The 22,059-nt window shown below is 73.2% G+C and carries 18 protein-coding genes and 1 riboswitch; of the genes, 7 read left to right on the top strand and 11 right to left on the bottom strand.

All coding sequences use genetic code 11. The features are described 5' to 3' along the window. Window positions 1-10 precede the first annotated feature (10 nt). The gene (locus BX283_RS12645; protein WP_101387715.1) at window positions 11-730 is read left to right on the top strand and encodes a ZIP family metal transporter; all 720 of its coding nucleotides are present in this window, start codon (window positions 11-13) and stop codon (window positions 728-730) included. A 29-nt stretch (window positions 731-759) separates the two neighbouring features. Here BX283_RS12645 and cobI read toward each other — a convergent pair whose 3' ends face one another. The 9 genes from cobI to BX283_RS12600 form a co-directional block, all read right to left on the bottom strand. Continuing rightward, the gene (gene cobI / locus BX283_RS12640) at window positions 760-1,506 is read right to left on the bottom strand and encodes a precorrin-2 C(20)-methyltransferase (protein WP_101387714.1); all 747 of its coding nucleotides are present in this window, start codon (window positions 1,504-1,506) and stop codon (window positions 760-762) included. Then, entirely contained in the window at window positions 1,503-3,173 is a 1,671-nt protein-coding gene (locus BX283_RS12635) for a cobyrinate a,c-diamide synthase (protein ID WP_101387713.1), read from the bottom strand. The genes cobI and BX283_RS12635 overlap by 4 nt, the downstream gene beginning before the upstream one ends. After that, on the bottom strand, window positions 3,167-3,775 hold the full coding sequence (gene cobO, locus BX283_RS12630; RefSeq protein ID WP_101387712.1) for a cob(I)yrinic acid a,c-diamide adenosyltransferase: 609 nt from the start codon (window positions 3,773-3,775) through the stop codon (window positions 3,167-3,169). Before cobO ends, BX283_RS12635 begins: the two co-directional genes overlap by 7 nt. After that, window positions 3,775-5,781 carry a putative cobaltochelatase gene (locus tag BX283_RS12625; protein WP_101387711.1) on the bottom strand — a complete coding sequence of 669 codons (2,007 nt, stop codon included), beginning with the start codon at window positions 5,779-5,781 and terminating at the stop codon, window positions 3,775-3,777. Before BX283_RS12625 ends, cobO begins: the two co-directional genes overlap by 1 nt. Further along, window positions 5,778-9,431: a cobaltochelatase subunit CobN gene (gene cobN, locus BX283_RS12620; RefSeq protein ID WP_101387710.1), complete on the bottom strand. Its 3,654-nt coding sequence runs from the start codon at window positions 9,429-9,431 to the stop codon at window positions 5,778-5,780. The genes BX283_RS12625 and cobN overlap by 4 nt, the downstream gene beginning before the upstream one ends. After that, window positions 9,428-10,936 (bottom strand): cobyric acid synthase, encoded by a 1,509-nt coding sequence (locus tag BX283_RS12615; RefSeq protein WP_101387709.1) that lies wholly within the window; start codon window positions 10,934-10,936, stop codon window positions 9,428-9,430. The genes cobN and BX283_RS12615 overlap by 4 nt, the downstream gene beginning before the upstream one ends. Continuing rightward, on the bottom strand, window positions 10,933-11,862 hold the full coding sequence (locus BX283_RS12610) for a cobalamin biosynthesis protein (RefSeq protein WP_101387708.1): 930 nt from the start codon (window positions 11,860-11,862) through the stop codon (window positions 10,933-10,935). Before BX283_RS12610 ends, BX283_RS12615 begins: the two co-directional genes overlap by 4 nt. Window positions 11,863-11,969: 107 nt before the next feature. Further along, a riboswitch (cobalamin riboswitch) is annotated at window positions 11,970-12,111 on the bottom strand. Between the two features lie 110 nt (window positions 12,112-12,221). Next, window positions 12,222-12,446 carry a hypothetical protein gene (locus BX283_RS12605; RefSeq protein ID WP_101387707.1) on the bottom strand — a complete coding sequence of 75 codons (225 nt, stop codon included), beginning with the start codon at window positions 12,444-12,446 and terminating at the stop codon, window positions 12,222-12,224. A 36-nt stretch (window positions 12,447-12,482) separates the two neighbouring features. After that, on the bottom strand, window positions 12,483-13,748 hold the full coding sequence (locus tag BX283_RS12600; RefSeq protein ID WP_101387706.1) for an inorganic phosphate transporter: 1,266 nt from the start codon (window positions 13,746-13,748) through the stop codon (window positions 12,483-12,485). Between the two features lie 209 nt (window positions 13,749-13,957). On the opposite strand from BX283_RS12600, the gene BX283_RS12595 reads away from it, so the two are divergent. The 3 genes from BX283_RS12595 (at window position 13,958) to BX283_RS12585 (ending at window position 17,463) form a co-directional block, all read left to right on the top strand. Further along, the gene (locus BX283_RS12595; RefSeq protein WP_101387705.1) at window positions 13,958-14,617 is read left to right on the top strand and encodes a class II aldolase/adducin family protein; all 660 of its coding nucleotides are present in this window, start codon (window positions 13,958-13,960) and stop codon (window positions 14,615-14,617) included. Window positions 14,618-14,693: 76 nt separating this feature from the next. After that, a complete protein-coding gene (locus BX283_RS12590; protein WP_101387704.1) occupies window positions 14,694-15,818 on the top strand; it encodes an alpha/beta hydrolase in 1,125 nt (374 codons plus the stop codon). A gap of 322 nt (window positions 15,819-16,140) precedes the next feature. Beyond that, entirely contained in the window at window positions 16,141-17,463 is a 1,323-nt protein-coding gene (locus BX283_RS12585) for a hypothetical protein (RefSeq protein ID WP_101387703.1), read from the top strand. 6 nt (window positions 17,464-17,469) lie between these two features. Here BX283_RS12585 and BX283_RS12580 read toward each other — a convergent pair whose 3' ends face one another. Beyond that, window positions 17,470-17,856: a VOC family protein gene (locus BX283_RS12580; RefSeq protein ID WP_257582667.1), complete on the bottom strand. Its 387-nt coding sequence runs from the start codon at window positions 17,854-17,856 to the stop codon at window positions 17,470-17,472. A gap of 116 nt (window positions 17,857-17,972) precedes the next feature. Then, window positions 17,973-18,866 (bottom strand): neutral zinc metallopeptidase, encoded by an 894-nt coding sequence (locus BX283_RS12575; RefSeq protein WP_101387701.1) that lies wholly within the window; start codon window positions 18,864-18,866, stop codon window positions 17,973-17,975. Window positions 18,867-18,964: 98 nt separating this feature from the next. On the opposite strand from BX283_RS12575, the gene BX283_RS12570 reads away from it, so the two are divergent. The 3 genes from BX283_RS12570 to BX283_RS12560 all read left to right on the top strand — a co-directional run bounded on the left by BX283_RS12570 (window position 18,965) and on the right by BX283_RS12560 (window position 22,059). Then, a complete protein-coding gene (locus BX283_RS12570) occupies window positions 18,965-19,651 on the top strand; it encodes a hypothetical protein (protein ID WP_101387700.1) in 687 nt (228 codons plus the stop codon). A 240-nt stretch (window positions 19,652-19,891) separates the two neighbouring features. After that, window positions 19,892-21,490, top strand: coding sequence for an ABC-F family ATP-binding cassette domain-containing protein (locus tag BX283_RS12565; RefSeq protein WP_101387699.1), 1,599 nt, complete (start codon window positions 19,892-19,894; stop codon window positions 21,488-21,490). A 347-nt stretch (window positions 21,491-21,837) separates the two neighbouring features. Then, on the top strand, window positions 21,838-22,059 hold the full coding sequence (locus tag BX283_RS12560; RefSeq protein WP_067157635.1) for a helix-turn-helix domain-containing protein: 222 nt from the start codon (window positions 21,838-21,840) through the stop codon (window positions 22,057-22,059).

Genomic DNA, 22,059 nt, shown 5'->3' with positions numbered 1-22,059 from the left:
GCAAGGGCGCATGGCGGTGATCGTGGCGCTCGGCGCGTTCCTGATGACACTGGTCGGTGGCTGGACGGCCCAGCGCGTCACCGACCGGCGCCATCTCGTGCTGGGTCTCGCGGGCGGGCTGATGCTCGGCGTGGTCGGGCTGGACCTGCTGCCGGAGGCGCTGGAGGCCGCGGGCGACGAGGTCTTCGGCGTACCGGCCGCGCTGCTGCTGTTCGTCGGCGGCTTCCTCCTCGGCCACCTGGTGGAGCGTGTGCTCGCGGTGCGCAGGGCGGGCCATGGGGCGGACGAGAGGGTGCCGCAGGTGGGGCTTACGGCCGCCGCGGCGATGGTCGGCCACAGCCTCATGGACGGCATCGCGATCGGCGCGGCCTTCCAGGTGGGCGGCGGCATGGGCGCGGCCGTGGCGGTCGCCGTGATCACGCACGACTTCGCCGACGGCTTCAACACGTACACGATCACCAGCCTGTACGGGAACGAGAAGCGCAAGGCCGTCGCCATGCTGATCGCGGACGCGCTCGCCCCGATGGTCGGCGCCGCCTCGACGCTGCTGTTCACCCTTCCGGCCGAGCTGCTCGGAAGCTATCTGGGCTTCTTCGGCGGAGTGCTGCTGTATCTGGCCGCCGCCGAGATCCTGCCCGAGGCCCACCACGACCACCCGGCGCTGTCCACCCTGCTGTTCACGGTCGGCGGGGTGGCCTTCATCTGGCTGGTGGTGGGCCTGGCGGGGTGAGCCCGGCGCGTACGGAGCCCTGGGCGCCGTCACAGTTTGCCGCCGCGCCCGCCCTCGCGCCGCGCCGGCGCGATGAGCGTCGAGAGGTACGGCAGCGCGCTGCCGTCGAGCTCGGCGGCCGGGCGGATGAACTCCTCGTCCAGGCCGAGCGCCGAGCCCCACACCGCGTCCTCGATCCGCCCGGTCGCCCGCAGCGCCGCCGCCACCTCACCGGCCTGGCGCCCGAACTTGTACGCCACCACCGTGCCCGGCCCCTCCAGCGCGTCCTTGAGCACGGTCGCCCCGGCGGTGACGGGGACGAGCGTGAGCGGCTCGGTCCCCTCCGTCAGCACGGCGCCCGAACGCGCGGCGAGGTCCTGCATCGCGGTGATCCCCGGCACGGTCACGATCCCGGTCCCCGGCACCAGCTCGGTGATCGTCTGGGCGAGATACGTGAACGTCGAATACACATTGGGGTCGCCGATGGTCGCGAACGCGACCGAGCCGTGCGCGCGCAGCAGCGCGGCGACCGCCTCGCCCGCCGCGTCCCAGGCGGCCTCGCGCCGCCCCCGGTCGGACCGCTCGTTGAGTGCGAAGACGACCCGGACGACCTTCTCCTGGTCCACGTAGTGCAGCACGGTCGCCTCGGCGCGGCCGGGCTCGCCGCCGTCCTGCCCGTCGGCCGCGGCCATCACGGGCACGACGACGACATCGGCCTCCTTCAGGGCCCGTACGCCCTTGACGGTCACCAGCTCCGGGTCACCCGGGCCGACTCCGACTCCGACCAGCTTGCTCATGGCGTGCACCTCTCGACGAACCGACGGGCGATGGCGGGCCGGGCGGCCCAGTGCGTGTGCAGATAGCTCGCGTGCACGCCCTGCTGTACGAAACCTTCGACCCGGCGCTCCGGGTGCACCAGACCCCACGCGGGCGCGGGCCCCGCCCCCGGGTCGAGGACGGTCCGGTGGAACTCGTGCCCGCGCAGCCGCGTGCCGGCGGGCGCGAGGCAGCTGTCCCCGACGGCGACGGCCTCCCGGTACCCGAGCGTGAGCCGCTCCGACATCCGGGCGTCGGCGTCCAGGACCCCGCACATCGGCTGCCCGTCGAGCGAGCGCGCGAGGTAGAGCAGCCCGGCGCACTCGGCGGCGACGGGCGCGCCACCGCGCGCGAGCGCGCCGACGGCTTTGCGCAGGGGCTCATTGGCACTGAGCTCCGCCGCGTACACCTCGGGGAACCCGCCGCCGATCACCAACCCGGCGGTCCCGTCGGGCAGTTGCTCGTCCCTCAGCGGGTCGAACACCACGACGTCCGCCCCGGCGGCGGTCAGCAGCTCGGCATGCTCGGCATACGAGAAGGTGAAGGCGGGGCCCCCGGCGATGGCGACGACGGGCTGCACCCCTGGGCCCGGTGTTCGTCTGCGGGCCGTCGGTGGCTGGTCGCGCACTTCCCCGCGCCCCTTGTCGGCCCGGGGTTCGTCTGCGGGGTGTGGGTGGCTGGTCGCGCGGTTCCCCGCGCCCCTGGAAAGACTGGCATCTTCAGCCCCCGCGGCCCAAGGGGCGCGGGGAACTGCGCGACCAGCCGAGGACGGCCCGCTGACGAACGGAGACCCGGGGCGGAGCCCCGAGCGGGGTGCAGGGGCCGCAGGCCCCGCAAGGGGGTCCGGGGGCGCAGCCCCCAGGAGACCGCCTTCACCCCCACCCACCCCCGGAGGGTTCAGGGAAGGGGCGGGGTGGGGGAACAATCCCGTCGGGTCCCACGGCTCGTCGGCCATCCCCGGCGCCGACCGGGCCAACCCCACCAGCGCGGCCAGATCGCACCCCCGCCGCACCTGCTCCGCCATCGCCGCGACAGCGGCCACCGCATCGGCCCGCCGCTCCGCGACCGGCACGAGCCCGAGGTGACGCGACGGCGTCGAGACAGGCGCGGCCCGCCGCAGCGCGCCGAGCACCGGCACCCCCGACTCGTCCAGCGCCGAGCGCAGCAGCACCTCATGCCGCTCCGACGCCACCTTGTTGAGGATCACCCCACCGATCCGCACCCCGGGATCCCAGGACGCGAACCCGTGCACCAGCGCCGCCACCGACCGCGACTGCGAGGACGCGTCGACGACCAGCACCACCGGCGCCCGCAGCAGCTTCGCCACCTGCGCGGTGGAGGCGAGCTCACCTTGCCCCGCCGCCCCGTCGTACAGCCCCATCACGCCCTCGACCACCGCGATGTCGCACCCACGCGCGCCGTGCGCGAACAGCGGAGCGATCAGCTCCGCGCCGCACAGATACGCGTCGAGGTTGCGCCCCGGGCGCCCCGTGGCCAGGGCGTGGTAACCGGGGTCGATGTAGTCGGGGCCGACCTTGTGCGGGGACACGGTGAGCCCGGTCGCGGCGAGCGCGGCCATCAGGCCCGTCGCGACCGTGGTCTTCCCGCTGCCCGACGAGGGGGCCGCGATGACGAGACGTGCTACCACTCGATGCCCCGCTGCCCCTTCTGGCCGGCGTCCATCGGGTGCTTGACCTTGGACATGTCGGTCACCAGATCGGCGAAGTCCACCAGCTTCTCCGGTGCGTTGCGCCCCGTGATCACCACGTGCTGGGTGCCCGGGCGGTCCCGCAGCACCGCGATGACCTCGTCCGTGTCCACCCATCCCCACTGCATGGGGTAGGCGAACTCGTCGAGCACGTAGAGCTGGTACGTCTCGGCCGCCAGGTCCCGCTTGACCTGCTCCCAGCCCTCGCGGGCCTTCTCCTCGTTGGTCGAGTTGTCGCCCTGCAGATCCCGCTGGACCCAGGACCAGCCCTCGCCCATCTTGTGCCAGGCGACGCTGCCGCCCTCGCCGGAGGCGCCCAGCACCTTCAGCGCGTTCTCCTCGCCGACCTTCCACTTCGCCGACTTGACGAACTGGAACACCCCGATCGGCCAGCCCTGGTTCCAGGCCCGCAGCGCGAGCCCGAACGCGGCCGTCGACTTGCCCTTGCCGATGCCCGTGTGCACCACGACCAGCGGCCGGTTACGCCTCTGACGGGTCGTCAGCCCGTCCTCGGGCACCACACTCGGCTGTCCCTGCGGCATCAGGCGGCCCTCCTCGAAGTCCCTTGCACGTCCTTGACCAGACCGGCGATCGAGTCGGCCCGCAGTTCGTCCAGCGTCACCGCCGGGCCGCCCAGCTCCCGCGCCAGCTCGGCCGCGAGCCCAAGGCGCACCGCGCCCGCCTCGCAGTCCACGACCACCGAGGCGACCCCTTCGGCGGCGAGCAGCCGGGCCGACCGGCCCGCCAGTGCCACCGGGTCCACGCCACCGGTGGCCCGCCCGTCCGTCACCACCACGACCAGCGGCCGCCGCGACGGATCCCGCAGCCGCTCCACGCGCAGCACGTCGTGCGCCTTGAGCAGCCCGGCCGCCAGCGGGGTGCGCCCGCCCGTCGGCAGCGTCTCCAGCCGGGCCGCCGCCGCGTCCACCGACGACGTCGGCGGCAGGACCACCTCCGCGTCCTTGCCCCGGAAGGTGATCAGGCCGACCTTGTCCCGCCGCTGATAGGCGTCGAGCAGCAGCGAGAGCACCGCGCCCTTGACAGCGCCCATCCGCTGCCGGGCCGCCATCGAGCCCGAGGCGTCGACGACGAAGAGCACCAGGTTGCCCTCGCGGCCCTCCCGGGTCGCCTGGCGCAGATCGTCGCGCCGGACGACCAGGCCGCGCCCCGAACGCCCGCGCGCCCGCTGATGCGGCGCCGCCGCCTGGATGGTCGCCGCCAGGTGCAGCTTGGTGAGGGCGCCCTGAGGGCGGCGGGCCCCGGTCGTGCGCCCGTGCGCCGTGCGGGCCCGCGAACGGCGCCCGGCCGCGCCCTCGCCGAGCCCGGGCACGCTCAGCATCTTCGTACGGAACGGCTCGCCCGCCCGGACGGCCTGCTGCTCGCCCGCGCCGGACGGCTGCGGCTCGCCGCCCTCGCCCGCCTCGGGGCGCGCGGGGGTGTCCCCGGCGCCCGCGTCCGGCGTCGGGCCGCCGTCCTGCGGGGGCTGCCCGCCCCCGCCGCCGGGACCGTCCGGATCCGGGTCGTCGTCCTCGCCCTGGTCCCCGAACTCCTGCAGGGTGTCGTCGAGCTTGTCCTCGTCCAGGCCCGGGGCGTCGAACGGGTTGCGCCGGCGCCGGTGCGGCAGCGCGAGCAGCGCCGCCTGCCGGACATCCTCGGCGAGCACGTCCGTACGCCCCGCCCAGGCGGCCAGCGCCGTGGCGGTGCGCGCCATCACGATGTCGGCGCGCATCCCGTCGACCTCGAAGGCCGCGCAGGTCGCCGCGATCTGCCGGAGCGCGGCGTCGCCGAGGCGCACCTCGGGCAGCAGCGCCCGCGCCGCCACGATCCGCGCCCGTACGGACTTCTCCTCGTCGTCCCAGCGCGCGGCGAAGGCGGCGGGCTGGTCGTCGTAGGCGAGACGGCGGCGGACCACCTCGACCCGCTGGTCCGGCTCCCGGGACGCCGAGACCTCCACGGTCAGCCCGAACCGGTCGAGCAACTGCGGCCGCAGCTCGCCCTCTTCGGGGTTCATGGTCCCCACCAGCAGGAACCGCGCCGCGTGCCGTACGGAGACGCCCTCGCGCTCCACATACGAGGCGCCCATCGCGGCGGCGTCGAGCAGCAGGTCGACCAGGTGGTCGTGGAGGAGGTTGACCTCGTCCACGTAGAGGATCCCTCGGTGGGCGTGGGCCAGTAGACCGGGCTCGAAGGCCTTGACACCCTCTGCGAGCGCCCGCTCGATGTCGAGCGCGCCGACGAGCCGGTCCTCGGACGCGCCGACCGGTAGCTCCACCATCCGCGCGGCCCGGGCCGCCCCGGTCCCGGCCTCGTGCGGCCCGTCCGGGCACGCCGGATCGGGCGCCGCCGGGTCGCAGGAGAACCGGCAGCCGGTGACGACGTCGACCTCGGGCAGCAGCGTGGAGAGCGCCCGCACGGCGGTCGACTTGGCGGTGCCCTTCTCGCCCCGGACGAGGACGCCGCCGACCGCCGGTGACACCGCGTTCAGCAGCAGCGCGAGACGCAGGTCGTCCTGACCGACGATCGCGGTGAACGGATAAGGCGTGCTCATGCGTCGTCACCCTCCAGGTCGCCTTCGAGCTGCAGATAGGTCGCGCGGAGCTGCTCCAGCGTCTCCGCGTCCGGTTCGGCCCACAGGCCGCGCTCGGCCGCCTCAAGGAGCCGTTCCGTGATGCCGCGCAGCGCCCAGGGGTTGGACTTCTTCATGAAGTCCCGGTTCGTCTCGTCGAACACGTACTCCGCGCTGAGCTTCTCGTACATCCAGTCGTCGACCACGCCCGCCGTCGCGTCGTAGCCGAACAGGTAGTCCACGGTCGCGGCCATCTCGAACGCGCCCTTGTAGCCGTGGCGCCGCATCGCCGCCATCCAGCGCGGGTTGACCACGCGCGCGCGGAAGACGCGGTGGGTCTCCTCGCCCAGGGTGCGGGTCTTGATCTGGTCCGGGGTGGCCGAGTCGCCCACGTACGCCTCGGGGGACTCGCCCGTGAGGTGCCGCACCATGGCGACCATGCCGCCGTGGTACTGGAAGTAGTCATCGGCGTCGACCAGATCGTGCTCGCGGGTGTCGACGTTCTTCGCCGCCACCGCGATCCGCCGGAACGCCGTCTCCATGTCGCCCCGCGCCGCGCGCCCGTCGAGGCCGCGCCCGTACGCATAGCCGCCCCACACCGCGTACACCTCGGCCAGGTCCGCGTCCGAGCGCCAGTTGCGGGCGTCGATCAGGGGGAGCAGGCCCGCCCCGTACGCCCCCGGCTTGGAGCCGAAGATACGGGCCGTGGCGCGGCGGCGGTCGCCGTGCTCGGCGGTGTCCTCGTCGGCGTGCGCCCGTACGTAGTTGGAGTCGGCCGGTTCGTCCAGCTCCGCCACCGTCCGCACCGCGTCGTCGATCAGGCCGACCACGTGCGGGAACGCGTCCCGGAAGAAGCCGGAGATGCGGACGGTCACATCGATGCGGGGGCGGCCCAGCTCGGAGACCGGGACCACCTCGAAGCCGGTGACGCGCCGGGACGCCTCGTCCCACACCGGGCGGCAGCCCAGCAGCGCCAGGATCTCCGCGATGTCGTCGCCCTGGGTGCGCATCGCCGAGGTGCCCCAGACCGTGAGGCCCACGGACTTCGGGTACGCGCCGTTGTCCGCGAGGTAGCGCTGCACCAGCGAGTCCGCCAGTGCCTGGCCGACCTCCCAGCTCAGCCTGGACGGGATGGCCTTGGGGTCGACCGAGTAGAAGTTGCGGCCGGTCGGCAGGACGTTGACCAGGCCCCGGGTGGGGGAGCCGGACGGGCCCGCCGGGACGTAACCGCCGTCCAGCGCCCGCAGGATGTGGGTGATCTCGTCCGTCGTCCGGGCCAGGCGCGGCACCACTTCGCGGCAGGCGAAGTCGAGGACTGCCACGGCCGGGGCGAGCTCGGCGCCCAGGACCCGCGTCACCAGCGGGCCGCAGGCGGCGGCGTCCCAGCCGCGCTCCTCCATGCCCTCCGCCAGGCGGCGGCACAGCTGCTCCAGGAGGTCGATCGCGTCGGCCGCCGTACGGGCGGGACCCTCGACCAGGTCCGTGAGCTCCACCGGCACCTTCACCGGTGTGCCCGGCTCGGCCAGGAGCTCCTTCTCCACCAGGCCGAAGTGCTCGGCCAGCGAGGCGCGCAGGCCCGGAAGCGCGTTGGCCTGCCCGCCCCACACCTGGGAGGCGCGCAGCACCGCGAGCACCAGGTTGACCCGGGGCTCGGCCTCGGGGCCGCCGCCCAGGATGTGCAGGCCGTCGCGGATCTGGACGTCCTTGATCTCGCACAGATAGCCGTCGATGTGCATGACGAACTCGTCGAAGTCGCCGTCGTCCGGCTGCTCGTCGACGTGCAGGTCGTGGTGGAGCTCGGCGGCCTTCACCAGCGTCCAGATCTGGGCCCGCACGGCCGGGGCCTTCGTCGGGTCGAGGTCGCTCACCAGCGCGTACTCGTCGAGGAGTTGCTCCAGTTTGGCCAGGTCGCCGTAGGTGTCGGCGCGGGCCATCGGCGGGACCAGGTGGTCCACGACCGTGGCGTGGCCGCGTCGCTTGGCCTGGGTGCCCTCGCCCGGGTCGTTGACGATGAACGGGTAGACCAGCGGCAGATCGCCCAGGACCGCGTCCGGGCCGCAGCCGGAGGACAGGCCCAGGCCCTTGCCGGGCAGCCACTCCATGGTGCCGTGCTTGCCCATGTGGACGATGGCGTCGGCGCCGAAGCTGTTTTCCAGCCAGCGGTAGGCCGCCATGTAGTGGTGCGACGGCGGCATGTCCGGGTCGTGGTAGATCGCGATGGGGTTCTCGCCGAAGCCGCGCGGCGGCTGGATCATCACGACGACGTTGCCGAACTGGAGGGAGGCGAGCACGATCTCGTCCCCGTCCACGTACAGCTGGCCCGGCGGCTCGCCCCAGTGCTCCAGCATGCCGTCGCGCAGCTCGGGCTCCAGCTTCTCGAACCAGGCGCGGTAGTCGGCGAGCGGCACGCGCGCGGGTGCGGCGGCCAGCTGCTCCTCCGTGAGCCACTCCACGTCGTGGCCGCCCGCGTTGATCAGGCGGTGGATCAGCTCGTCGCCGTTGTCCGGGTGGCCCTCCACTACGTAACCGGCGTCGCGCAGGGCGTCCAGGACCCGCACGGCCGAGGCGGGCGTGTCCAGGCCCACCGCGTTGCCGACGCGGGAGTGCTTGGTCGGGTAGGCCGTGAAGACCAGGGCCAGCTTCTTCTCCGCGTTCGGCTTGTGCTTGAGGCGGGCGTGGCGCACCGCGATCCCGGCGACCCGGGAGGCCCGCTCGGGGTCGGCGACGTAGACCGGCACGTCGTCCGGGCCCTGCTCCTTGAAGGAGAACGGGACGGTGATCAGCCGGCCGTCGAACTCGGGGATGGCGACCTGCATCGCCGCGTCCATGGGGGAGAGGGCCGCGTCCGAGGCCTCCCACACCGCCTTGGACGAGGTGAGGCAGAGCCCCTGGAGCACGGGGACGTTGAGGTCGGCCAGGGCGCCGATGTCCCACGCCTCCTCGTCGCCGCCCGCGCTGGCCTGTGACGCGGTGGTGCCGCCCGCCGCCAGGACCGTCGCGATGAGCGCGTCCGCCCGGCCCAGCGTCTCGTAGAGCGCGGGCTCGGCGCCGCGCAGCGAACCCACGTACACCGGGAGGGCGTTGGCGCCCTGGGCCTCGATGCGGTCGCAGAGGACGTCGACGAAGGAGGTGTTGCCGGAGAGCTCGTGGGCGCGGTAGAAGAGCACGCCCACCGTGGGGCGGCCCTCCACGTACGCGCGCGTGCCGTGCACGCCCCACTCGGGCATCTTCTCCGGCTCGGCGAAGCCCACGCCGGTCAGGAGCACGGTGTCGGAGAGGAACCGGGACAGCTCCACGAGGTTGCCGGGGCCGCCCTCGACCAGATAGCGCAGGGCCTCGGCGACCACACCGGCCGGGACCGAGGACTCGGCCATCAGCTCCGCGTCCGGCACGGACTCGCCGCCGAGCAGCACCGTCGGGATGCCGGACGCCTTCAGCGCGGCGAGCCCGTCCTCCCAGGCGCGCTTGCCGCCGAGCAGGCGCACGACGGCCACGGACGCGCCCTCGATCAGCGCGGGCAGCTCCTCGGCCACGTCGATACGGGTCGGGTTGCCGATCCGGAAGGGCGCCCCGGAGGCCCGGGCCGCCAGCAGATCCGTGTCGGCGGTCGACAACAACAGCACAGTGCTCATGCGGGTGCTCCAGGTGCGATGAAGGGAAGTCCTGCGGGCGCGCCCTGCTCGATGAGCCGCATGAGCGCGTCCGTGTCCGCGTGTTCTTCGATGAGGTCGCCGAGGCGGTCCAGCTGCTCTTCGCGCAGCGCGCCGAACGACGTGTCCGGGGCGGGCACGAAACGCCGTCCTGCGGCGCTCGCGACCGTCTCCAGGAACCGTCGTCTGAATCCGTCGCTCTCAAGTGACCCGTGCCAGTGCGTCCCCCAGACCGCACCGACCCGGCATCCGTCCAAGAAGGCTTCCCCGCCCAGCACTTCGGCGACGCCGTGGTGGATCTCGTATCCCTCCACGGACTCGCCCAGCGCCTCGCCGGTCGGCCGTGCAAGTGTCTTCGCGGGCGCGAACCGCACCCGTACGGGCAGCAGTCCGAGCCCCGTCACGGAACCCGCCCGTGACTCGACCTCGTCCTCGATGTGCTCTCCGAGCACCTGGAACCCGCCGCAGATCCCCAGCACCGGACGCCCTTCGGCCGCCCTGCGCGCCAGCTCCCGCGCCAGCCCCCGTTCCCTCAGCCATTCCAACGCCCGGACCGTGCCCCGGGTTCCCGGCACCACGACCAGATCCGCGTCGGCCAGCTCCTCGGGCCGGTCCACGAACCGTACGATCACGCCCGGTTCGGCGGCGAGGGCGTCCACGTCGGTGAAGTTGGACATCAGCGGGACGGCGCAGACCGCGACCCGCAGCACGTCCTCGCCGACCGGCGGCGCCACCACGGACTCGCGCACGGCGCCGCGCAACGACACCCGCAGGCCGTCCTCCTCGTCGATGCCGAGCCCGTGCGCGTACGGCAGGATCCCGTACGTATGACGACCGGTGAGACCGCGCAGCATGTCGATGCCGGGTTCGAGCAGCGAGACGTCGCCGCGGAACTTGTTGACGATGTACCCGGCGACCAGCGCCTGGTCCTCGGGGCTCAGCAGCGCCGTCGTACCGAAGAACGAGGCGAACACCCCGCCCCGGTCGATGTCGCCGACCACCACCACCGGCAGCTTCGCGGCGCGCGCGATGCCCATGTTGACGATGTCGGTACGCCGCAGATTGATCTCGGCCGGACTGCCCGCCCCCTCGCAGATCACGGCGTCATATGTGCCCCGCAGCCGCTCCAGGCAGTCCACGACGGTGCCGAGAAGCGCCTCCTGGCGCCCGCCGTGGTAGCCGCTGGCGCTCAGTTCGCCCACCGGCTTGCCCATGAGTACGACCTGGCTCGACCGGTCGCTCCCCGGCTTGAGCAGCACGGGGTTCATCAGCGCGGACGGCTCGACGCGCGCCGCCTGCGCCTGCATCGCCTGCGCCCGCCCGATCTCGGCGCCCTCGCGCGTGACGAACGAGTTGAGGGACATGTTCTGTCCCTTGAACGGCGCGACCTTCACGCCCTGGCGCACCAGCCACCGGCAGATCCCGGCGGTGACGACGCTCTTCCCGGCGTCCGACGTGGTGCCCGCGACCAGCAGTCCGCCGCTCATGTCCGTACCTTCCTCACCGCGATCGCCGCGCCAAGCGCCAGCCAGCCCACCCGGCGCGACAGCCGCACCGCCCGCTCGATGTCCGCGACCTCCACCGCCCGGCCGCCCCCGTTCAGGACGGGCCGGTGCTCCACGCGGCCGCCGTACGAGAGGGTGCCGCCCAGCCGTACTCCGAGCGCGCCCGCGAACGACGCCTCCACGGGGCCCGCGTTGGGGCTCGGGTGCTTGCGGGCGTCGTCGCGCCACGCGCGCGTGGCGCGACGCGGAGCGCCTCCGGCCGCCACCGCGAGTGCGGCGGTGAGCCGGGCGCCCGGCCAGCCCGCCACGTCGTCCAGGCGCGCCGAGGCCCACCCGTACCGCAGATGGCGCGGCGAGCGGTGGCCGACCATCGCGTCCAGCGTGTTGACCGCGCGGAAGGCGACCAGGCCCGGCACCCCCGCGAGCGCCCCCCACACCAGCGCGCCGACCACGGCGTCCGAGGTGTTCTCGGCGACGGACTCGACGACCGCGCGCGCGATGCCCGGCGCGTCCAGGGACTGCGGGTCGCGTCCGCACAGGTGCGGCAGGCGCGCGCGGGCCGCCTCGACGTCCCCGGCCTCCAGGGCGGCGCCGATCGCCCGGGCCTCCCGGCCCAGCGAAGTGCCGCCCACGACGGCCCAGGTGGCGGCGGCGGTCAGGGCGACGGACGCGGCGGGACGCCTGCGTACCGCGCGCGTGGCGAGCAGCGCGGTGCCCGCGGCGCCTCCGGCGCACACGGCGGTGTGCAGCGCGCCCCAGCCCCGGTGGTCGCGCCACAGCGCGCGCTCCACAGCGGCCGCGGCACGGCCGAACGCGGCGACCGGGTGCCCTCGGCGGGGGTCGCCGAGGAGGAGGTCGCCGAGGAGACCGGCGGTGGCGCCGTACGCGAAAGTGCGATCGGCACGCATGGGATCAGCCCGCCGCAACGCCGAGAAGGGCTCTGGTACTTCCGGGGGGTGCCGGCAACAGGCAGGCGCACATGGCGGTATGTCCTCACTCAGGGTGTCCGCGCCCTGGTACGACGTCGACCGGCGGTGAGAGTTCCTGGCTCACGGGGATGATTCCCCGATGACAGTGGCGGGACCGCGCCGGATTCGCACCGGCTTCCTCTTCTGCCGCCGTAATGGCTCGGGCAGTCCACCACGCCCGCGAACGCCCGTCAACTCGCTGCTGACCTGCGACGGGAGAGTGTGCCCAGGCACACAGAGAACCGCCCTCCGGCGGGGCCGGAGGGCGGTTCTGGGGGTGTGCGGTACCGCTCGCCGCGCTACTTGCCGACGATCAGGTTGATGCCGTACGCGACGGCCGCCGCGCAGAGCGCGAAGCAGAGGTAGGCGGTGGTGCGGGCGACGGCGACGTTGCCCTTGCCGGCCGCGGCCGACTGCTGCTTGCTGAGGCCGATGATCCCGACGGTGAACAGGCCCACCAGGCCGACGGTGACGATGAGGCTGACACCGAAGACGGTGCCGAGAGCTGCCCAGTCGATGTGCATGACGATTCCTTTGGGGTGCGGGCCGGGTCGGCCCGTTCAGACGGCAGCCGGGCGGGCCGGGTCGGCGGGGGCCACCGGGGCCGGCGCCGGGATGGTGGCCGTCAGATCGGCGGCCACGGCGGCGACGGTGGGCGGCGGGGTGACGGCGGCGATCGCGGTGGTCACGACGCCCGCGGGCTCGGCCGGGGACTCGGCCGGGGTGGCCGTGGCGGTGACGTCGTTGTGGTCGACCGGCTGGCGGCGCGACAGCTTCCAGATGAAGCCGGAGCCCGCGACCAGGAGGATCGCCACGAGGACGACGCCCCAGGTGCCCTGGCCGGTGAGGAACTCGGCGCCGGCGCCGACCAGACCCGCGGCGGGCAGGGTCAGGCCCCAGGCGATGAACATGCGGGTCGCGGTGGACCAGCGGACCACACCGCCCTTGCGGCCGAGGCCGGCGCCCATGACGGAGCCGGAGCAGACCTGGGTGGTGGAGAGCGAGAAGCCGAGGTGCGAGGAGGCCAGGATGACGGTCGCGGCACCGGACTGGGCGGCGAAGCCCTGCGGCGGCGCCAGCTCGGTCAGGCCCTTGCCCATGGTGCGGATGATGCGCCAGCCGCCGAGGTAGGTGCCCATGGCGATGGCCATGCCGGCCGAGACGATGACCCACATCGGGGGGTTGGCACCCGGGTGCAGCACTCCGCCGGTGACCAGGGCGAGGGTGATGATGCCCATCGTCTTCTGCGCGTCGTTGGTGCCGTGGGCGAGCGAGACGAGACCGGCGGAGGCGATCTGTCCGGCCCGGTAGCCCTTGGCGGTGGCCTTCTCGTCCGTATTCCGGTTGATCCGGTACGTCAGACGCGTGGCCAGCATCGAGGCGACGCCCGCGACGATCGGGGCGGCGACGGCGGGGAGCAGCACCTTGGTGACGACGGTCGAGCCGTTCACCGAGGACCAGCCGGCCGACATCACGGCCGCGCCGATCAGACCGCCGAACAGGGCGTGGGACGAGCTGGACGGCAGGCCGAGCAGCCAGGTCACCAGGTTCCAGAGGATGGCGCCGACGAGCGCCGCGAAGATGACCTCTGTTCTGATGCCCTTCTCGTTGATGATCCCGCCGGAGATCGTCTTGGCGACCTCCACCGACAGGAACGCGCCGACCAGGTTGAGCGCGGCGGACATGGCGACCGCGGCTTTGGGTTTCAGGGCGCCGGTCGAGATGGTCGTGGCCATCGCGTTGGCGGTGTCATGGAAACCGTTCGTGAAATCGAACACTAGAGCTGTCACGACCACAATGGCGAGCAGCAGCGTGATGTGTTCCATTTACCCAGGCAATCGTTCGACGTCAGTGGCTGGACGAACGTAAGTAACTTGGATGAACGGAAGGTGAACTGGGTCGGGCGTCACGGTGTATCTGACCGGTTTTTGATGCGGTCAGGCTCTGACAAACCCCGTGAACCGGTCATAGCGCCTATAGAAGAGATTCTGCTCACTCCGCCGCTCGCCGGGCGGAGCCTGCGAGGATCGCCCCCATGGGAGAGCCGAACGACTCAGCGGCGGTCGCCGCGGCCTGGGCCGAGCTGACCGCCACCGCGCGCCGCACCGCCGAGGAAGGCCTGGTCGTGGGCACCTCGGGCAATGTCTCCGTACGCGTCGGGGACCTGGTCCTGGTCACCCCCACCGGGGTCCCCTACGACCGCCTCGGCCCCGACGACACCGTCGCCGTCGACCTCACCGGCCACCAGGTGACCGGCTCGCTGCGCCCCACCAGCGAACTGCCCATGCACCTGGCCGTATACCGGAACACCGACGCCCTGGCCGTCGTCCACACCCACGCCGTGCACGCCACGGCCGTCTCCACCCTGGTCACCGAGCTCCCGCCGGTCCACTACATGACCGCCACGCTCGGTGGTCCGGTCCAGGTCGCGCCGTACGCGCTGTACGGGACCGAGGAACTGGCGCGGAACATGCTGGGCGCCCTCGAAGGCCGCACCGGCTGCCTCCTGCGGAACCACGGGACGATCACCTACGGAACCACCCTTTCCCAGGCATACGACCGCACCGCCCAACTGGAGTGGATGTGCCGCCTCTGGCTCGCCGCCTCCTCCGTCCCCGGCCGCACCCCCTCCCTGCTCTCCGCCGCCGACCTCGACCGGGCCGCCGAACAGTTCCGGGGATACGGGCAGCGCTGACGCCCCCGCACCCGGGCGTGCCCCGGTAGGCCCCCGCCCACTGGCCATGCCGCCGCGCACTGCCGACACTGGAACGGTGCGCCCGGCTACAGCGACGGCAGCGGCCGTCACCACACTCATCGGCGTCGGCGCGGCAGCGGTGGCCGCCGGACGGTACGCGAGCGACGCGGCCCTCAAGGCGCCGCCCGGCCGCCCGCTGCCCACCGACCCCGAACTCACCGTGCACGCCACCGGGCCCGGGCGGATCACCCTGACCCGCTGCCTGGCCTCGCTGCGCCCCGGCCTGTACGGGATCGAGGGGCCCGGCATCCGCGCGGTGGTCGGCGAGGTCGTCGACGTGCCGCACCCGGCGGACACCGTGGTGCGCCGCCTGGAGCTGGTCACCCGGGGCAGCCCGCAGCCGGGGGACCGGGTCCGGCTCACCCCGCAGCTCCACCACGGCACCCCCAAGGAGGCGCTCGGCGTCGACTACGAGGACGTGGAGATCCCCGCCGAGCTCGGGGTGCTGCCCGCCTGGCTGGTGCCGGGGGTGCGCAAGACCTGGGTGATCACCGTGCACGGCCTGGGCACCACCCGCGAGCACCCGCTCAACGTCATCGGGTTCCTGCACCACCGCCGGCTCCCCGTGCTCGACATCGCCTACCGGGGCGACGAGGGCGCGCCCCGCTCCCCGGACGGCCTCGGCCACCTCGGCGACTCGGAGTGGCGCGACCTCGACGCCGCCGTCCGGTACGCCGTGCGCTCCGGGGCCGAGCGCGTCATCCTGCACGGCTGGTCCACCGGCGCCACCATGGCGCTGCACGCCGCCGCGAGCTCCGGGATGCGCGAGCACATCCGGGGCGTCGTCCTCGACTCCCCGGTGCTCGACTGGGAGGGCACGCTGCGCGCCCTCGCCGTCGCCCACGGCGCCCCGAGCGCGCTGCTTCCACTCGCCGTCCGGGCCGCGCAGGGCCGCACCGGCCCGCACGGCGACCGTCTGCGCGAGGCCGCCGACCCGGCCGCCCTGAGCGTCCCGGCCCTGGTCTTCCACGGCCCCGACGACACTCTGGCCTCCTGGCACCTCACCCGTGAACTCGCGGCCCGCCGCCCCGATCTGGTGACCCTTCACGCGGTTCAGCACGCCCCGCACGCCTCGATGTGGAACGCCGACCCCGCCCGTTACGAGGAGGCGCTGCGGCGCTTCCTGACGCCGCTCATGTGACGCGCGGGGGCAAAGCACCCCAAGCGGCGCACGGGGGGGCGCGCCGCACCGCCCCGACGATCAGGGCGCCCATTCCGTTTCTGCAATCGGCCCGTCAACGGACCACGCCGCCCCGGGGGACAGCCCGGGACCCCGGCCGCGCCCGGCCCGTCCGGGAGCCGGACCTGACCCATTCCGTTTGGGCTTTCTGCCCGTCAGCGGGAAGACTGCATCCGTGACGTCCCGGAAGCCTGAAGAGAAGTTGCCGCGAGACTCCAGACTGCGGCTTGTCCGCGCACCGCACGCGAAGGATGCCCGACCGCTCGCCAGCGCCCGCCGGGCCGTGAGCGACCGCCGCTCCCGGGCGGGGTCCCGGCCGCCCGAGGGCACCCCGGCCGCCGCCGAACTGGCCCGCCAGGCCAGAGCGGTCCTCGCCGACGCCGTACGCGTCGCCCGCTGGGCCGACGCCGAGCGCGCCCGGGGCAACGCGCCCCGCCCCGCCGCGACGGGCACCCTGTCGGGCGCCGCCGCCGAACTGGCCGCCGCCACCCTTGGGCTGACACCCGCCCAGGTGCGGGAAGGCTGGGACCGGGCCCGGCTCGCCGGACTCGTCGAACTGCACGGCGGCACCGCGCGCCCCGGCTGGCGGCTGCGCGCCTGGGACCGCGACGACGCCGCGGTGCTGCGCGGCTGGGTCGCCCTCTTCGACGCCTGGTCGATCGTCCACCCCGCCCCGGCCGCCATCGCGCCCGCCGCCGTGGCCGAGGTCGTCGAAGCCGTTCCCCAGGTGCTCTCCCTCCTCCAGCTCTCGGCCGGCCCCGTCCTCGTACCGGCCCTGCTCGACCTGCTCGGCCAGCGCGTCGCCGAACTGCGCGACGAGCGCTGCGAAGTCCCGTACGGCACCGACGCGGACGGCACCGGCGGGGACCGCCCCGCCTCCCTCGCCTTCCTCTCCCTCCTTCTCGACTGGGTCCTCGCCGGGCTCGCCGCCGTCGGCGCGCTCACCCTCGGCGAGGGCTCGGCCACCCTCACCCCGCTCGGCAGCTGGGCGGTGTGGGTCAAGCTGGAGCAGATCTGCGTCGCCGCGCAGAGCCCGGCCGGCAACATCGAGCAGTCCGCCGAGGACATGCTGCGCGGCTGCGCCCGGCTCACCCCCGGCCCGGCCCGCGCCGAGTACCGCGCCTGGCTCGCCGCCCGGCCCGTCGGCAGCGCGGTGACCGAGCTGCTCGACGCGGCCCGGGGCGAGGACGCCCTGGTGCGCGGGCTCGCCTTCGAGGCGCTCCGGGTCGTCGGCGCGCCCGCCGAGCCCGAGGTGCGCGCCGCCACCGACGAGATCTTCCTGCGCCCCTACGCCCTGCTCTGGCTCGCCGAGCACGAGGGGACCGACCCCGAGGACGCCACCGCCGTCCTCACCCGCGAGGAGTCCACCTGGCTCTGGGTCGACACCGCCGCGGCCGTCGCCGACCACGGCGAGGTCGAGCTGATGGTGCGCCATCTCGACTCGGCCGTGCAGGGCACCGTGCCCGCCCTGCTCGACGAGGTCAGGGCAGTCGGCCACCCCCGCACCGTCCAGGTCCTGGTCGCCCTCGCCGCCGCCCACCCGGACCCGGCGCTGGCCAAGGCAGTGCGCCGCGCGGCCTTCCAGGTCCACACCGGCGGGGTGTGACGGGGGTCAGCCCGCGCCGGGGGCGTACGTACCGAAGCTCCACACGTTGCCCTCGGCGTCGCGCGCCATGTAGTCGCGCGACCCGTAGTCCTGGTCGGTGGGCTCCATCAGGATCTCCGCGCCGTGCTCCACCGCCCGTTTGTGGTGCGCGTCCACGTCGTCCACCACCACATAGACACCGACCGGGCCCGCGTCGTGCATGGCGTCGGCGAAGACGCCGCCCCGGCCCTTGGAACCGAGCATCACCATGCCGGTGCCGCTGGACAGTTCGGCGTGCAGCACCAGGCCGTCCGCGTCCTCGTACACACTCGTCTCCGTGAAGCCGAACGCGTCCTTCAGGAGACTGATCGCCGCCTTCGCGTCCGTGTACAGAATCGTCGGATACACACTCATCACGCACTCCCGTCGCTCACGCCACCGTGCCTTCATGTGACCTGGATCTCAGTCTTGCACCGGCCACTGACAACGCCCCTTCGACCGGGGCCGGGTGCGCGGGCGGACTCGCGGGCTCAGCGCGCGAAGGTGTTGCAGCGGCCCATGTCGCCGGTGGTGAAGCCGGTGTGGAACCACTGCTGGCGCTGCTGCGCCGAGCCGTGCGTCCAGGACTCGGGGGTCACCCGGCCCTGGAACTTCTCCTGGATCCGGTCGTCGCCCACGGCCGCCGCCGCGTCCAGGCCGTCCTTGATGTCCTGGTCGGTCAGCCGGGTCAGCAGCGGCCTGCCGGTCTTCGGGTCCGGGGTCGTCGTGGCGTGGTGCGCCCACACCCCGGCGTAGCAGTCGGCCTGCAGCTCGACCTTCACGGCGTTGCTGTTCGCGCCCTGCTGCCCGTCCTGGGACCGGGCGAGGGTGCCCATCAGGTTCTGGATGTGGTGCCCGTACTCGTGCGCCACCACGTACGCCTGGGCGAACGGGCCGCCGGTGGAGCCGAACTTGGTGCGCAGGTCGTCGAAGAAGCCGAGGTCCAGATAGACCTGCCGGTCACCCGGGCAGTAGAACGGGCCGACCGCCGAGGTCGCCGTGCCGCAGGCGGTCGCGACCCGGCCGGTGAAGAAGACCGTCTGCGCGGGCGTATAGCGGCCGCCGCGGCGGGGGAACTCCTGCGACCAGTAGTCCTGCACGCTGTTGACCACCGCGAGGATCCGGCAGTCCTCCTTGGTGTTGGCGTCCCGCCCCTTGCGGCAGCTCGCCTGCACCTGCCCCTGGGCCGACACCGAGGTCGCCGGGGCGGAGTCGCCGGAGGACAGCCCCAGTTGCTCGGGCCCGACCCCGAACAGCAGGCCGAGCACCAGCGCGATCAGCCCGACGACGCCGCCGCCGATGGTGGCCCTGCCGCCGGGGACCCGGCTGCCCCGCATGTCCTTGACTTCGGACGTGTCCAGATCGGCGTCGTCGTCGAACTGCATGGGCTCAGCACCCTCCGTCACCCGATATCACCTAGAGTATCGAACAGTTCATTGCGTTGCGCCCGTTTCGACACGGTGGCCGATACGCTCGGCGCCTCATGGACCGGAACCGTCTCGCGCTGGCCGCCGTCGCCGCCGTACTGGCCCTCCCGCTGGTCACCGCGGGCCGGCACGCCCGGCCCGCCCCCTACGGCGACCGCCTCACCTCGCTGGCCGCCACCGCCCCGGGCCGCCCGGCGGTACGGGTGCGGGGCGCGGCCGTCGAGGCGTACGACCCGAGGAGCGGGGCGCGCAGCTGGACCTACCGCCGCGACGGGCGCCGTCCGCTCGCCGTGCGCACCGCGCCGGGGCACGCCTTCGCCCTGTGGAGCGACGGCATGGTCACCGACACCGCGCGCGTGCTCTCGGTCGACGCGGTCCGCTGGCACCGGGCCGTGCCGGGCCTCGCGGGCTGGCTCGCCGGGCGCCCCGGCCGGGCCGCGGGCGTCCTCCAGCAGCTGGCCCCGGCCGGGATGCTCGCCGTCGTCACCCCCGAGCGCATCGCCGCGTACCGCACCGCCGACGGCGATCTGCGCTGGACGCTGCCCGCCCGGCGGGAGTGCGCCTTTGACCCGGGCCGCGTCGCGCGCGTGGCGGGCGTCCTGATCGTCGCCCAGCCCTGCCGGGACCGGGACGCGTGGACCCAGGAGCTGGTGGCGGTGGACACCCTCGGACGGATCGCCCCCGGCCGCACACCGCTCGGCAACGAGCTCCCCGCGCGCGTGGGCGACGCCCGGGGCGTGTGACGCCGCGCCCCGCCGCGACCGGGGGCCACCTCTGCGTACCCGGAGGACGGCCTCTCCGTACGCGGAGGACGATCTCTCCGTACCCGGGTGACCACCTCTCCGTAAGAGATCACCGCACGTAAAAGCAGTTGCACACCCCCGCTAGAATTGGCCCATGGCAATTCTCCTTGTGCATTAGACGGCGTCGACGCTCCGCGACCTCCGTCCATCCCGCCGTCCATACCGCCCTGGAGTATTTCCGTGATCACCGCCACCGGCATCGAGCTGCGCGCCGGCGCCCGCATCCTCATCGAGAACGCGTCCTTCCGAGTCGCCAAGGGCGACCGCATCGGTCTCGTCGGCCGCAACGGCGCCGGCAAGACCACCCTCACCAAGTGCCTGGCCGGCGAGGGCATCCCGGCCGCCGGCACCATCACCCGCTCCGGCGAGGTCGGCTATCTGCCGCAGGACCCCCGGACCGGCGACCTCGACGTCCTCGCGCGCGACCGCGTGCTCTCCGCGCGCGGCCTCGACGAGGTGCTGCGCAAGATGCGCGAGAACGAGGAGCGGATGGCGAACGGCAAGGGCGCCACCCGCGAGAAGGCGATGAAGAAGTACGAGCGCCTGGAGACGGAGTTCCTCACCAGGGGCGGGTACGCCGCCGAGGCCGAGGCCGCCACCATCGCGGCCGCGCTCGGTCTGCCCGACCGGGTGCTCGGCCAGCCGCTGCACACCCTCTCCGGCGGTCAGCGCCGCCGCGTCGAGCTCGCCCGCATCCTCTTCTCGGACGCCGACACCCTGCTCCTCGACGAGCCGACCAACCACCTCGACGCCGACTCCATCGTCTGGCTGCGCGACTACCTCAAGTCGTACCGGGGCGGCTTCATCGTGATCTCCCACGATGTGGACCTGGTCGAGACGGTCGTCAACAAGGTGTTCTACCTGGACGCCAACCGCTCCCAGATCGACGTCTACAACATGGGCTGGAAGCTCTACCAGCAGCAGCGCGAGGCCGACGAGAAGCGCCGCAAGCGCGAGCGCCAGAACGCCGAGAAGAAGGCCGCGGCCCTCAACTCGCAGGCCGACAAGATGCGCGCCAAGGCGACCAAGACGGTGGCCGCGCAGAACATGGCCAAGCGCGCCGAGCGGCTGCTCTCCGGCCTGGAGGCGGTACGGGTCTCCGACAAGGTCGCCAAGCTGCGCTTCCCGGACCCGGCGCCCTGCGGCAAGACCCCGCTGACCGCCGAGGGCCTGTCCAAGTCGTACGGCTCCCTGGAGATCTTCACCGACGTCGACCTGGCCATCGACAAGGGCTCCCGGGTCGTCATCCTCGGTCTGAACGGTGCCGGCAAGACGACCCTGCTGCGGCTGCTCGCCGGCGCCGAGAAGGCGGACACCGGCGAGGTCACCCCGGGCCACGGCCTCAAGCTCGGCTACTACGCCCAGGAGCACGAGACGCTCGACCCGGACCGCACGGTCCTGGAGAACATGCGCTCCTCGGCGCCCGACCTGGACCTGGTCGAGGTCCGCAAGACGCTGGGCTCGTTCCTGTTCTCCGGCGACGACGTGGACAAGCCGGCGGGTGTGCTCTCCGGCGGCGAGAAGACCCGGCTGGCGCTGGCCACGCTGGTGGTCTCGTCCGCCAACGTCCTGTTGCTCGACGAGCCGACCAACAACCTCGACCCGGCCAGCCGCGAGGAGATCCTGGGCGCGCTGCGCACGTACAAGGGCGCGGTCGTTCTAGTGACGCACGACGAGGGCGCGGTCGAGGCTCTGCAGCCCGAGCGCATCATTCTCCTGCCCGACGGGGTCGAGGACCTGTGGGGTCCCGACTACGCGGATCTGGTCGCCCTCGCCTGACCCGGTGCGACTGATCCACTCCATATGGATCATTCGGCTTACGTGTGATCCTCAATCTGAGTGAGTGCGTCTCGTACCCCGGCGTGTCATGCACGGGATCAAGATCCGGTGGGTACGGGACGGGCTGATTCCGGTGTGTGACCCCGAACACACCCCTGACCAGCGCGTTCTTGCCGCGCCGAGGTCCGGGGTGATTCCGCGGCCGTGCGGAATTTTTGATTCCGGCCCTGTCTCGCCCCGCGCTGCGCGGAAACCCGGTTGCACGGACCTTGCCGAATGGGTGGCCAGGAAGCCCGGGAGGGGTGATCATGAGAAGTCCAGAGCGCACTTCCCATGAGGAGGCACGGGTGGCCGAGACTCTGAAGAAGGGCAGCCGGGTTACCGGCGCCGCGCGCGACAAGCTCGCGGCAGACCTGAAGAAGAAGTACGACTCCGGTGCGAGCATCCGGGCGTTGGCCGAAGAGACCGGCCGCTCCTACGGATTCGTCCACCGGATGCTCAGCGAGTCCGGGGTGGTTCTGCGCGGACGCGGCGGAGCGACACGCGGCAAGAAGACCGCCTCGGCCTGA

The sequence above is a fragment of the Streptomyces sp. TLI_146 genome, from assembly GCF_002846415.1.
Taxonomy (GTDB): Bacteria; Actinomycetota; Actinomycetes; order Streptomycetales; family Streptomycetaceae; genus Streptomyces.
This window is presented reverse-complemented; position numbering and strand designations above follow the sequence as displayed.